Genomic DNA, 13248 nt, shown 5'->3' with positions numbered 1-13248 from the left:
CCAGCAGCCGGCTGGTGGTCCGGCGGGTGACCCGCACCCCGGTCGGTGGGCCGGGATGGTCACCCGACCCAGCGCCGGGGAATCTCCGCCGGCGGCTCCCCCTCGCCGGCCCAGAACATCGTGCCGTCGGCGTCGACCACCACGACCCGGGGCGTGCGCGCCTGCGCCCAGGTGATCGCGTCGGCGACGTCGGTCCAGGTCGGCGCCTCCTCCAGCACCCCGGTCGGGGCACCCTCGGCGTCGCCCGCGGCCCGCTCCCAGTACCCGGTCCAAATCTGCTGGCCGCCGGAGACGTCCGGGTGCAGGAAGACCGTCCCGCGGCCCCGCCAGGCGGCCAGCGCCTCCGGTACGCTCGGCACCTTCGTCTCCGTCGCCATCGCCTCCAGATCCGCGGCCCCGAACGCGAACGGCAGCAGCTCCGCCACCCGCAGCGGAACGGGTTCCGCCTCGACCAGGCAGTCCGGCCCGCCATGCTCCCAGAGCAGCTGCCGGCACCGGCCGCACGGCATCAACGGTGCGCCGGTGGCGCCGACGCAGGAGAGCGCGACGATGGTGCCGCCGCCGGAGGCGTGCAGTGCGGAGATCACCCCGCACTCGGCGCAGAGCGTGATCCCGTACGAGGCGTTCTCGACGTTGCAGCCGACGACCACCCGGCCGTCGTCGACCAGCGCCGCCGCCCCGACCGGGAAGTTCGAGTACGGCACGTACGCGTGCCGCATCACGTCGATCGCCGCCGCCCGCAGCGTGGCCCAGTCAATCTCCAAAGTCACGTCCCCATCCTGCCTCGCCGCTGGTCAGCCCTTGATGTAGGGCTTTCCGTCGGCGGCCGGCGCGCGCACCTTGCCCACCAGCCCGGCCACGGCGAGCAGGGTGGCGAGGTACGGCAGCATGGCCAGGAACTCGCTCGGGATCTTGCTGTTGATGGCGCTGAGGTACGTGCCGAGCTGGTCGGCGAAGCCGAAGAAGAGCGCGGCCAGCAGCGCCCCGGTCGGGCTCCACCGCCCGAAGATCAGTGCGGCGAGGGCGATGAAGCCCTTTCCCCCGATCATGTTCTTGGTGAAGGTGTAGAGCGCCAGGGTGTACGAGGCGCCTCCGACCCCGGCGACCATGCCCGCGAGCAGCACGTTGCGGTAGCGCAGCGCGAGCACCTTGACCCCGAGGGTGTCGGCGGCGGTCGGGTGCTCGCCCACCGACCGGGTCCGCAGTCCCCACCGGGTCCGGAAGAGCGCGACGTGGATCACCACCACGAGGACCAGCGCCAGGTAGAGGAAGATGGTGCCGCTGAACAGCGCCGGACCGAGCAGCGGGATGTCGGACAGGACCGGGATCGGCCACGCCTCGAACCGGGGCGGCTGGTTGTACGCCGCCGCATCGGGCTGCATCAGCCGCTCGTAGAGGAATCCGGTCAGGCCGACCGCGAAGAGGTTCAGCACGATCCCCATCACCACCTGGTCGACCAGGTACCGGATGGTGAAGACGGCGAGCAGCAGGGAGATCAGCGCCCCGCCGAGCGCCGCCGCGACCAGCCCGACCCAGGCGTTCGCCGCGATCGTGCCGACCAGGGCGCCGCAGAAGGCCCCCATCAGCAGCTGGCCCTCGATCGCCACGTTGACCACGCCGGAGCGTTCGCAGAGCACGCCCGCGAGGGAGCCGAAGATCAACGGCAGGGCGAGGATGAACGTCCCGCGGACGATGTTGACCAGCGGCATGAAGTTCTGACCCGCCGGGGCCGCCGAGACCTGCCAGCAGAGGAATGACAGCACGACGCCGACCACCGCGACGCCGAGCAGCGGGGTGAACCAGCGCGTGGGCACCCCGGCCAGCAGCGCCGCCCCGGCCGCCGCCGCGATCAGCCCGAAGAGGATGGCGCCGAGCGTGCCGTCGATCGCCACCGCGGCACCGCCGGCATCCTCGCTGATGGTGAACCGGGCGTCCGCTCCGGTGGCCAGGGCGCCGAACAGGGCCGCCGCGACGACACCGAACAGCACGGCCCCGGCCCCGACCTTGCGGTCGCGGGTCCAGAACCCCGGTCGTACGGCGACCGCGACGTCATCGGCGGTCACGGTTGACATCAGAGCAGCCCTCCGTTCGCGACTGCGCGGCTCGCACGCTCTCCTCGCGTCCACCGGTCTCACCAGCCCTTCGCCATGCTCATCTGGGCCCGGGCGACCCGGGCGGCCCGGAGCCCGAAGATCGCCTTCACCAGGGCCGGCGCGGCGATGAAGATGACGATCAGCGCCTGGAGCACCGTGACCAGCTCCAGCGAGACACTCGCGTACGACTGCATCCGGTTGCCGCCGGCCTGCAGCGCGCCGAAGAGCAGCGCGGCGAGCGCGACCCCCCACGGCTTCACCCGGCCGAGCAGCGCCACCAGGATGCCGTCGAAGCCGATCTGGGCGACCACCAACGGGGTGAGCGCGGTGGCCGTGCTGCCGAGCACCATGTTCGAGCCGCCGAGCCCGGCCAGCGCCCCCGCGATCGCCATGACCAGGACGTACGTCCTCGCGACGCTGATCCCGGCGGTCCGGGCCGCCTCCGGGTTGGCCCCGACCGCGCGCAGCTCGAAGCCGAGGGTGGAGCGGTTGAGCAACCAGGAGACCGCCCAGGTGGCGGCGACGGCGAGCACGATTCCGAGGTGGACCCGCAGGTCGCCGCCGAGCAGCCGGGGCAGCTGGGCGGAGCCGTCGACGGACCGGCTGATCGCGTCGGTACGGTCCGGCGCGTGCACCCCGTCCTGCACGATGATCCAGGCCAGGAAGTACGTGGCGACGTAGTTGAGCATGATCGTGGTGATCACCTCGTGCGCCCCGGTCCGGGCCTTGAGGAAGCCGGAGGCGAAGCCCCAGAGCGCGCCGCCGAGCGCCCCGGCGAGTAGCGCCACGATCAGGTGGACGACCGGCGGCAACGGCAGCAGGAAACCGGCCAGCGCGGCCAGGATCACGCCGAGGGTGGCCTGGCCCTGGGCGCCGATGTTGAACAGGCCGCCCCGGAACGCCAGCGACACCGCCAACCCGGTGAAGACCAGCGGGGCGGCGTAGGTCAGGGTCTCGGAGATCGGCGCGAAGACCGGCTGCCAGCCACCCGTCCCGTTGATCCAGTCCCGTACCGCCGCCGGGTCGACGACCGCACCCTTGAAGAGGTTGGCGTACGCGTCGCTGACCGCCGCCCAGCTCGAGTTCAGTGCGTCGGAGGGCCGGGCCGCGAGGTAGCCGAAGGTGGCGAGCACGTCCGGGTCGGAGACGATGATCAGGATGGCGCCGATCACCAGCGCCAGCACGATGGCGAGCACGGTGACCGTGACGGTGTTCGCCGACCAGAGGTTGCGGACGAAGAGCGTCAGCAGCAACGCGGCCCCGCCGTCCCGGTCGGTCGGTGCCCCGCCGGCCGTCGCGGCGGTCGCGCCGAGGGGCGTCGCCTCACCGGTGGTGTGGACGGCGTCACCGTTCGTCGTGCCAGCGTCACCGGAGGCGTCGGCGGTGCTCACCTTCTCGGCCTCGGCGTGCTCCCGATCGGGATTCTCCCGCGGCGCGGGCACCCCGGAGGTGTTGACGTCGGTCATCGGGCTTCCTCGTTACCAGGGTCGTCGGCGGGGGCGGGCCCGGTGGGCGTCGGCGTACCGGGGCCGGCCGGGCGGGCGGGCTCGGCCTCCCCGGCTCCGTCCACCGCGCCGGTGATGCCGGCCATCAGCAGCCCGATCTCCTCGCGTGGGGTCTCCGGGCCGACGATGCCGAGGATCCGGCCCCGGTACATCACCGCGATCCGGTCGGCGAGCCCGATCACCTCGTCCAGCTCGCTGGAGACGAGCAGGACGGCGGTGCCGATGTCCCGCTCGTGGACGATCCGGCGGTGGATGAACTCGATGGAGCCGACGTCCACGCCCCGGGTGGGCTGGGCGGCCACGAAGAGCTTGAGCGGCCGGGACATCTCCCGCGCGATGATCACCTTCTGCTGGTTGCCGCCGGAGAGCGTCCCGACGGCGGCCTCGGCGGACGGGGTTCGGACGTCGAACTCGGGGATCCGCTTCCGGGCCGAGGCGGCGATCGCGTCGGGCCTGAGCACGAGTCCCGTCCCGAACGGCGGCTGGTCGTAGATGTCCAGCACCAGGTTCTCGGCGACGCTGAACTCCCGGACCAGACCGTCGACGCTGCGGTCCTCGGGGACGTAGCCGACCCCGGCCCGGAGGACCCGCTTGGTGGGCCAGCCGTCGATCCGCTCGCCGGCCAGACGCACCGAGCCGCGCAGGATCGGTCGCAGCCCCATCAACGCCTCGATCAGCTCGGTCTGGCCGTTGCCCTGGACGCCGGCGATGCCGAGCACCTCGCCGGCCCGTACGGTCAGGTCGACCCCGTCGACGGCGCGGCAGGACCGGTCGTCGTCGACCACCAGCCCCTCGATCTCCAGCACCGGCGCGCCGGGTCGGGCCGGGCCCTTGTCGACCAGCAGGCTGACGGTACGGCCGACCATCAGCGCCGCGAGCTCGTCCTCGCTCGCGTCCGGGCCGGCCGTGCCGACGACGCGGCCCCGCCGGATCACCGTGATCCGGTCCGCGATCGCCTTCACCTCCTTGAGCTTGTGGGTGATGAAGACGATCGACTTGCCGGATTCCCGGAGCGCCCTCATGACGGCGAGCAGTTCCTCGGTCTCCTGCGGGGTCAGCACCGCGGTCGGCTCGTCGAGGATCAGAAGGTCGACGTCGCGGGTGAGGGCCTTGACGATCTCGACTCGCTGCTGCACCCCGACGGGTAGGTCCTCGACGACCGCGTCCGGGTCCACCCGCAGGTTGTAGCGGGTCGAGACCTCGATGACCTGGCGGCGGGCCCGCCGCCGGTCGAGGAAGCCGAGGAAGCCGCCGCGGACCTGCTCGGCGCCGAGCATGACGTTCTCGGCCACGGTGAAGACCGGGACCAGCATGAAGTGCTGGTGCACCATGCCGATGCCGGCGGCGATCGCGTCACCGGGGCCACGGACCCGCAGCGGCCGGCCGTCGACGATGATCTCCCCCTCGTCCGGCTGGAGCAGCCCGTACAGGACGTTCATCAGGGTCGACTTACCCGCGCCGTTCTCCCCGAGCAGCGCGTGGATCTCTCCGGGCTCCACCGTCAGGTCGATGTGGTCGTTGGCGACCAGGTCACCGAACCGCTTGGTGATGCCGCGCAGTTCGAGTCTCAGCGCAACCTCCTGGGGTATGGGCGGATGGTGCAGCCTAGCTGCTGCGGGGCCAGGTCGACAGGGTCAGTCCGGCGATCATGACGGACTGTTCGGCCGTCGGTGGACGGTGCGAAAAGCGGCCGCCCCGGCCCGGTGGGAGAGCGTCCCCACGCGGACCGGAACGGCCGGATCGTCCGTCGACACGCCGGCCCTGGTCGGCCGTCCCGATCGTGGCGGGGACGGCCGACCGGTCGTCACTTCGGCTGGGCAGCGGAGGTGACGGTGATCGTACCGGCGGCGATGTCGGTCTTGAGCTTCTCGACCTCCGCCTTCAGCTCCGCCGGCACCTTGCTGTCGAACTCGTGGTACGGGGCGAGCGAGACGCCGTTGTTGGCCAGGGTGCCGAGGTAGCCGGGGTCGTGGGCCAGCTTCTCGCCGTTGGCCGCCCTCAGGACCGCGTCCTTGACGGCGTCCTTGATGTTCTTGACCACGGTGGTGAGCAGGACCGAGCAGTTCTGGGTGCTCTCGCAACCGTCGACGTCGACCCAGATCACCGAGAACTTGCCGTTCGAGGCCTGGGCGGCCGCGGTGGTACCCAGACCGGCCGCACCGGCCACCGGCATGACGATGTCGGCGCCCTGCGCGACGAGCGCGTCGCTGACCTTCTTACCCTCGTCCTGCTTCACGAAGTCGTTGGTGAACGACCCGTTCTGGGTGGCCTTGTCCCAACCCAGCAGCTGGACGTTCGTGCCCTTGACCTTGTTGTAGTGCGCGACGCCGTCGGCGAAGCCGTCCATGAAGATGGTCACCGGCGGGATCTTCATGCCGCCGTACGTGCCGACCTTGCCGGTCTTGGTCATCCCGGCGGCCAGGTAGCCGGCCTGGAAGGCGGCCTGCGCGGTGTCGAACTGCATCGGGAAGACGTTGCTCTCCGGCAGCTTCGCGTCCACGATGCCGAACTGCTGGTCCGGGTTCGCCTTGGCGATCTTCGACGTGGCGTCGCCCATCAGGCCGCCGACGGCGAGGATGAAGTCGCAGTCCTGGTTGACGAACCCGCGCAGGTTCGGCTCGTACTCGGCCTCGGCCTTGGACGCCACGTACTTGATGTCGATATTGCTGTTCGCGGCCTTCGCCGCCTCCAGGCCGGCCCAGGCCGAGGTGTTGAACGACTTGTCGTCGATGCCGCCGACGTCGGTCACCATACAGGCGGAGTACTTGTCGGCCGCGTCGCCGCCGGCGTTGTTCTCCTCCGGAGCCTCGCCACACGCGGCGGCGCCGAGCGCGAGCCCGCCGACAGCGAGTACCGAGACGATCCGCATCCCACGCGCAGAGCGCAAGACGGTCTCCTTCCCATTGCACACCGCCCAGCGCGGTGGCAGCCCTTGTGCCGGCCTGCGCATGTGCCGCCGGCGTCCCACGTTACGGACGGGAGCGTACGCCCGCCCCTGCCCACCGGCCGACAATCGTGCCCGACTGTTTAACGCCCGTTACCCTTACGTAACTTCAGCGTGTGCGAGATCACTCGACGGCCTGCCCGATGCCTGACCCCGATCGACTTGTCACCCTTTATCGGGCATTTCGCGATGGCGGCGACGGGTTCACCGATCCGGTCGGGCGGGCCGGGAGACGGCCGCAGCGTCAACCGGCGTCAGCGCCAGAAGACGGCCACGGCGGCGTTCACCAGGGTCAGCCCGATGATCGCGAAGAAGTGACCCCGGTTGACCACCTCCCGCTTGCGCGAGAAGAAGACCATCACGAAGATCATCAGAGCGATCACCAGCTTGGTGGCGAGCTTCGCCGGCGACGGCTCGTTCCCGTCCCGCAGCGGCGCGGAGAGGCCGATCCCAGTGATCAACTGGATGCCGGCACCCCACAGCATGGGCGCGTTGATCCGGATCCGTCCGGTGACGTACTGCCCGACGGCTCCACCGAGTAGCAGCGCGAAGCCGATCAGGTGCGCGTAGAGGAGTATCAGTCGCAGCGCTTCCACAGCGGCCATCCTGCCTCATCCACCCGGCACCGTCACGGTCGGCCGTCCCGGCGCCGAGGCCGCCTCCTGGTCCCGGCGTCCTTGCAGGCCGCGACGCTTCCGGGTCCGCACCCGGTCGGCTACCATCGGCCAACCGCCGGGGCGCGCCACCACCTCGGCACGAAGGCCCTGGCTACGTCGCGTTCGGCCGGCGGCGGACGGGAGTCACGCTGTGGTGTTGGCGAAGAACGGGAACGGAGCCGGTCGCCGACGCGCGACCGGCCTCGTCGTGCTCGCCGAGGTGGCCGCGGTGCTCCTGGTCGGTGGCGCCGCCCTGGTCGCCGCCCTGACCGGGGAGCCGGAACCGGCGGCGGGCCCCACCGCCACCGTGACCCCGGCGCCGACGACCCCGGCCGCGCAGGCCGACGGCACCGCGCCCGTGATCCGGCCCGGCCGGCCGGGCGAGTCCGCCGAGGTCCTCCGGCCCGACCAGATCAGCCCCGGCACCGGCCCGACACCGAACGCCGCGGACGTCCGCTTCGTTCGGATGATGATCCCGCACCACGAGCAGGCCCTGGCGATGGCCGCCCTGGCCCCGCAGCGGGCCGGCAGCGCCGCGGTGATCGCCATCGCCGACCGGATCAGGGCGGTGCAGCAACCCGAGGTCGAGGTCCTCCGAAGCTGGCTGCGGGACCGTGGGCTCGACCCCGGCTCGGCCGAGCACGGCGGCCACGACGCGCGGACCCGGCACGGGATGCAGAGCCCGGAGGCGATCGCCGCCCTCGCGGCCGCGACCGGCACCGACTTCGACCGCCGGTTCGTCGAGATGATGACCGAACACCACGAGGGCGCCATCCAGATGGCCCAGGAGGTGCTCACCTCCGGGGTGGACCCGCAGATCCGGGAGTTGGCCCGGAACATCGCCTTCGAGCAGGCCGTCGAGATCGGCCGGATGCGGGAGGCCCTGGGCCTGCCGACCCGGTGAGCGGCCTCACCGGCTCACCCCTTCACCGCCCCGGCCGCCAGCCCGGAGACGATGTAGCGCTGGAGGAACTGGAAGAGCAGGACCGTCGGGACCGCGGTCAGCAGGGTGCCGGCGGCGAAGATGCCGAAGTTGTTGTTGCGCTCCCCGTCGATCAGCCCGTACATCCCGACGGCGAGGGTCTTGGCCTCGGTGTCGGTGAGGAAGACGCTCGCGACCAGGAACTCGTTGATCGTGGTGATGAAGGAGAGCAGCGCGGTGACCGCCAGGATCGGGGTCACCAGCGGCAGCATGATCCGGAAGAACACCTGGGCGTGACTCGCACCGTCCATGGTGGCCGACTCGTCGATCTCCCTCGGCAGGGTGTCGAAGAAGCCCTTCATCAGCCAGGTGTTCGCGCCAAGCGCGCCACCGAGATAGACCAGGATCAGGCCGAACGGCGTGTTGAAACCGATCTCCGGCCAGAGGTCGGTGACGGTACTGAAGATCAGGAAGATCGCCACGATCGCCAGGAACTGCGGGAACATCTGGATCAGCAGCAGGGAGAGCAGCCCGATCCGCCGGCCCAAGAACCGCATCCGGGAGAAGGCGTACGCCGCCAGCGCCGAGAGGAAGACCGAGGCCGCCGACGCCAGGCCGGCGACCAGGACGGAGTTGAGGAACCACCGGCCGAACGCCGTCCGGGCGAAGAGGTTGGCGAAGTTCTCCCCCGAGATCCCGCCGCTCGGCACCAGCCCGGTCGAGCTGAGCGTGCCGAGCGGGTTCACCGCCGCGGAGACCACGAACAGGATCGGGAAGAGACTGAACGCGACGGCGAGGAGCCCCACCAGGTGCCGCCAGCCGACCTCGCTGACCCACGAGCGGTGGGCGCGGCGCGGCCCGGCCGACGGTCCACCGCGGTCGGTCCGGTCTCGCGGGGGCGCGACTGCGGTCACGAGTAGACCTCCTCCTGCTGCCGGGTACGCCGGAAGGTCACCGCCGCGATGATCGCAACCAGCGTGAAGATGAAGATCGAGATCGCCGCCGCGAAGCCGTACTGCGCTCCCTGCCCGCCGAAGGCGAGCCGGTACGTGTAGGTGATCAGGAGGTCCGTCGCGCCGACCGACGGATTGTCCGCCGGGAACGGCGCCCCCTCGGTGGTCAGGTAGATGGCGTTGAAGTTGTTGAAGTTGTACGCGAACGAGGCGATCAGCAGCGGGGAGAGCGCAACCAGCAGCAGCGGCAGGGTGATCCGTCGGAACGACTGCCAGCGCGACGCCCCGTCCACCGAGGCCGCCTCGGTGAGCTGGGCCGGGATGGCCTGCAACGCGCCGGTGGCGACCAGGAACATGTACGGGAAGCCGAGCCAGAGCTGCACCAGGAGCACCGCCGCCCGGGCGGACCAGGCGTTCCCGAACCAGTCCACGTGCATACCGAGGAGGTTGTTGAGGAGACCGAAGTCGGTGTTGAACATGTCCCGCCAGACCAGCAGCATCGCGAACGACGGCATGGCGTACGGCAGGATCAGCAGGACCCGGTAGATGGTGCGGCCGCGCACCCGGGGCGAGTGCAGCGCCAGGGCGCAGAGCAGCCCGAGGGCGAAGGTGCCGCCGGCCGAGGCCACCGCGAAGCAGAGGTTCCAGATCAGCGTCCGCAGGAACGGGCCGGAGATGTTCGGATCGGTCACCACCCGGGTCAGGTTCTGGAACCCGACGCCGACCTTCCAGCCCTGCGCCAGCCGCTCCCCGTCCGCGGCCACGAACGCGCCGAGGTCGGCGTCCGCCGTCCACACCTTCCCGCTCTCCGCGTCCCGGATGCAGTCGCAGCCCGCGTCGTACGTCCGCTGCGCCTTCCCCTCGTACGCCCGAGAGAGCCCGGCGGAGCGGATCGCGCCCCCGGCGGTCGGCACCGCGAGGTTCGTGATCTCCTCGCTGCGCGCGCCGGCCTGGCCGATGGTGAGCAGGGTGTAGCCCCTGGCGGCGGTGACCCGACCGCCGGCGTCGACCGTGACGTCCTCGGCGGCAAGCTGCCGCAGCCCTCCGGCGTCCCCGACCGAGACGGTGCCGGTGGCCGGGTCGGTGAGCAGGAAGACGAGCGGACCGGTCGCCGGGTCGCCGGTCGTGGCGACGGCGAGGGCGTACTCGGTGGAGCCCGGCACCTGGGTGACCGACGCGGTCTGGATCGCGACGATCGCCTCCTGCTTGCTCCCCCGGTGCCCGTCACCGAAGTTGGTGAAGGCGGTGGCCACGGTGTAGAGCACCGGGAGCACCTGGAAGGCCAGCAGGAAGAGGGTGCCGGGGACGAGGTACTTCGCGGGGACGTACCGCCGGGTCAGGTAGAGGTAGCAGAGTCCCGCCGTGGCGGCGACCAGCAGTGTCAGCCCGGCCCACGCGCCGGCGTCCACCAGCGGGAAGGCCGCCCAGACGGCGATCCCGACGGTCAGTCCGAGGACGACGACCTTGACGGCCAGGCCGGTCACCGTGACGGGGCCGGCGTGGTGGCGCGGCGGGACCGGGCCGCGGTGCGGGACCGGCGTGGCCGGCCCCGCACCGAACTCGCGGTTCTCCATGGTGGCGGTTACTTGATCTGGCCCGCGATGGTCTTGCCGGCGGAGGTGAGCGTGGCGGCCGGGTCGGCGCCGCCGATGATCGCGGCCTCGGCCTTGCCGAACGGGTCCCAGACCGCGGCCATCGCCGGAATCGCCGGCAGGACGGCCCCGTCCTTGCCCGCGTCGAGGAACTTGGCCAGGTCCGGGTCGGTCCCCATGAGCTGGTCGAGCGCGGCGGTCAGCGCCGGCGGGCGCGGGTCGGCCTGGTAGAGCGCCACCGCCAGCTCGGGCGTGGAGACGTAGTTGGCGGCGAACTCCTGCGCCACGGCCTTGTTCTGGCCCTTGGCCGCCACGTAGAACGCCTGCACCCCGACGAACGGCCGCGCCGGGCCCGCACCGGCGAAGCCGGGGACCGGGGTGACGTCGTACGCGAGTCCCGCCTTCTTGACGTCGCTGATCGCCCAGGGGCCGGAGACCAGGAAGGCGCACTTCTTCCCCGTGAAGAGGGAGATCGAGTTCTCGGCGGTGATCGAGCGCTTCAGCACCCCCTCGCCCTTCTCCCCGAGGGCGGCGATCTTCCGGAAGGCCGCGATCGACTCGGGCGTGCCGACGCCGAGGTTCTTCGGGTCGTAGTCGCCCTCGGGTGTGGTGCCGAAGAGCGTGCCACCGGCCGAGCTGTACAGCGGGTAGATGTGGTACGCGTCCCCGTTCTGTCCGACCTGGAGGCAGAGCACCTCGCTGACCTTCTTGTCGGCCTTGAGCCGCTTGCCCGTCGCGACCAGCTCCTCGATCGTCCGCGGGGCCTCCGGGGCGAGCTGGGTGTTGCGGATCAGCGCCAGGTTCTCCATCGCGTACGGCACGCCGTAGGTCTGGCCGCTGAAGGTGACCGCCTTGAGGGCGGTGGGGTGGAAGGCGTTCTTCTGCGTGGCGGACAGCTGGACGGGATCGATGGCGCCGTTCTGGACCAGGTTGCCGATCCAGTCGTGTGCGCCGACGACGATGTCCGGGCCGCTGCCCTGCTGCGACGCGGTGACGAAGGTGGTCTGGAGGACGTCGTTGGCGACGGCCTGCACCTCGACGGTGACGCCATTGGCCTGGCCGAACTTCTCGGCGAAGGGCTTGAGGGCGGCGGTGCGCTTGTCGTCCGCCCAGATCACCAGCTTGCCGCCGGCGGCCCTGGGGGATTCGGTGGTGTTGGGCTCCTCGCCGCCGCCACAGCCGGCAGCGGCCAGCGCCAGGGCGACGGCGGCGGCCACGCCCGCGCTACGGATGCGCATCGGTACTCCTGTCAATCAAGGCCGGCCCGCCGCGCACGGCCGGCCGGTGGGGGAAGCTCTGGACTTGTCCATCCGGCGCCGGGTCGCGCCGCTGCTGGTGCGTGTTGCCGGGACGTTAGCAAGACGTTGCAGCTAATGGAAGGGCTTGCAGGATCTACGCAAGATCTTGCCGATACGTTAGAGTGCGGCCATGCGTGCACGACTGGCCGACATCGCCGCCCAGGCCGAGGTGAGCGAGGCGACGGTGTCGCGGGTCCTCAACGACCGCCCCGGTGTGGCGCCGGAGACCCGGCAGGCCGTGCTGACCGCGCTCGACGTCCTCGGCTACGAACGGCCCGCCCGGCTACGCAAACGCAGCGCCGGCCTGGTCGGGCTGGTGGTGCCGGAGCTGGAGAACCCGATCTTCCCCGCCTTCGCCCAGGTCGTCGAGTCGGGGCTGGCGCAGGCCGGCTTCACCTCGGTCCTGTGCACGCAGACACCCGGCGGCGTGACCGAGGACGAGTACGTCGAGATGCTGCTGGACCGGCAGGTCTCCGGGATCGTCTTCGTCTCCGGCCTGCACGCCGACACCGCCGCCGACCACACCCGCTACCGGAAGCTCATCTCCCGGCCCCTGCCGATCGTCCTGGTCAACGGCTACGTGCCCGACATCCCGGCGCCCTTCGTCTCCTGTGACGACCGGGAGGCCGCCGAACTGGCCGTCGCCCACCTGGTGGCGCTCGGGCACCGGCGGATCGGGATGATCACCGGCCCGGCCCGGTTCGTTCCGGTGCAGCGGAAGCTGGCCGGCTACAAGGCCGCGATGCGGCGCCTGCTGGGCATGGCCGACGAGGAGATCGACGAGCTGGCCGAGCTGTCGTTGTTCGGGGTGGAGGGTGGCGAGGCCGCCGCCGCCCGGCTCCTCGACCGCGGGGTGACCGGCCTGGTCTGTGGCTCGGACCTGATGGCGCTCGGGGCGATCCGGGCGGCCCGGCAGCGCGGCCTGTCGGTCCCGGGCGACCTCTCGGTCGTCGGGTACGACGACTCGCCGCTGATGGCGTTCACCGATCCGCCGCTGACCACGATGCGCCAGCCGGTCACCGCGATGGCGGTCGCCGCGGTACGCGCGCTCGTCGACGAGATCAACGGACACGCCGCCCCACACTCGGAGTACGTCTTCCGCCCCGAGCTGGTGGTCCGCGGCTCCACCGCGGTCGCTCCCGGATCCGCCGGGAGCCCGCCCCGGCCGGCCGATCCCGCGAACGTGGCCCTGCCGGTCTGACCCGCCCCGACGGCCCGCGACGATTCTTGCGCAAGATTTGACTGACTCATGCAGTGCCCGCCACCGAGCCGGCACGGCGACGCC

11 protein-coding genes are annotated in these 13248 nt (G+C 71.3%); 2 read left to right on the top strand and 9 right to left on the bottom strand.

The genetic code is table 11. The annotated features are described in order from the left end of the window. Positions 1-59: 59 nt before the first annotated feature. The 6 genes from EF879_RS10745 to EF879_RS10720 all read right to left on the bottom strand — a co-directional run bounded on the left by EF879_RS10745 (position 60) and on the right by EF879_RS10720 (position 7138). Positions 60-764: a cytidine deaminase gene (locus EF879_RS10745; protein ID WP_123557417.1), complete on the bottom strand. Its 705-nt coding sequence runs from the start codon at positions 762-764 to the stop codon at positions 60-62. A gap of 30 nt (positions 765-794) precedes the next feature. Further along, positions 795-2072: an ABC transporter permease gene (locus EF879_RS10740; RefSeq protein WP_123557415.1), complete on the bottom strand. Its 1278-nt coding sequence runs from the start codon at positions 2070-2072 to the stop codon at positions 795-797. A gap of 59 nt (positions 2073-2131) precedes the next feature. After that, on the bottom strand, positions 2132-3559 hold the full coding sequence (locus EF879_RS10735; RefSeq protein ID WP_370375475.1) for an ABC transporter permease: 1428 nt from the start codon (positions 3557-3559) through the stop codon (positions 2132-2134). Next, on the bottom strand, positions 3556-5109 hold the full coding sequence (locus tag EF879_RS10730; protein ID WP_370375490.1) for an ABC transporter ATP-binding protein: 1554 nt from the start codon (positions 5107-5109) through the stop codon (positions 3556-3558). Before EF879_RS10730 ends, EF879_RS10735 begins: the two co-directional genes overlap by 4 nt. Before the next feature lie 293 nt (positions 5110-5402). Continuing rightward, a complete protein-coding gene (locus EF879_RS10725) occupies positions 5403-6467 on the bottom strand; it encodes a BMP family protein (protein ID WP_123557411.1) in 1065 nt (354 codons plus the stop codon). 329 nt (positions 6468-6796) lie between these two features. Continuing rightward, a complete protein-coding gene (locus EF879_RS10720) occupies positions 6797-7138 on the bottom strand; it encodes a hypothetical protein (protein WP_123557409.1) in 342 nt (113 codons plus the stop codon). A 217-nt stretch (positions 7139-7355) separates the two neighbouring features. Between EF879_RS10720 and EF879_RS10715 the strand changes: the two genes are divergently transcribed. Beyond that, on the top strand, positions 7356-8102 hold the full coding sequence (locus tag EF879_RS10715; RefSeq protein ID WP_233604376.1) for a DUF305 domain-containing protein: 747 nt from the start codon (positions 7356-7358) through the stop codon (positions 8100-8102). Between the two features lie 14 nt (positions 8103-8116). Here EF879_RS10715 and EF879_RS10710 read toward each other — a convergent pair whose 3' ends face one another. The 3 genes from EF879_RS10710 to EF879_RS10700 form a co-directional block, all read right to left on the bottom strand. Further along, positions 8117-8929 carry a sugar ABC transporter permease gene (locus tag EF879_RS10710; RefSeq protein ID WP_233604427.1) on the bottom strand — a complete coding sequence of 271 codons (813 nt, stop codon included), beginning with the start codon at positions 8927-8929 and terminating at the stop codon, positions 8117-8119. A 101-nt stretch (positions 8930-9030) separates the two neighbouring features. Beyond that, positions 9031-10647 carry an ABC transporter permease subunit gene (locus EF879_RS10705; protein ID WP_123557405.1) on the bottom strand — a complete coding sequence of 539 codons (1617 nt, stop codon included), beginning with the start codon at positions 10645-10647 and terminating at the stop codon, positions 9031-9033. A gap of 8 nt (positions 10648-10655) precedes the next feature. Next, positions 10656-11903 carry a maltose ABC transporter substrate-binding protein gene (locus EF879_RS10700; protein WP_123557404.1) on the bottom strand — a complete coding sequence of 416 codons (1248 nt, stop codon included), beginning with the start codon at positions 11901-11903 and terminating at the stop codon, positions 10656-10658. A gap of 190 nt (positions 11904-12093) precedes the next feature. Between EF879_RS10700 and EF879_RS10695 the strand changes: the two genes are divergently transcribed. Beyond that, positions 12094-13164, top strand: a complete 1071-nt coding sequence (locus EF879_RS10695; protein ID WP_123557402.1) for a LacI family DNA-binding transcriptional regulator — start codon at positions 12094-12096, stop codon at positions 13162-13164. The last annotated feature ends 84 nt before the right edge of the window (positions 13165-13248 follow it).

The organism is Micromonospora sp. HM5-17 (assembly GCF_003762835.1).
Lineage (GTDB): Bacteria > Actinomycetota > Actinomycetes > Mycobacteriales > Micromonosporaceae > Plantactinospora.
The sequence above is the reverse complement of the archived record's forward strand: the minus strand, read 5'-3'. Positions and strand labels throughout refer to the sequence as shown.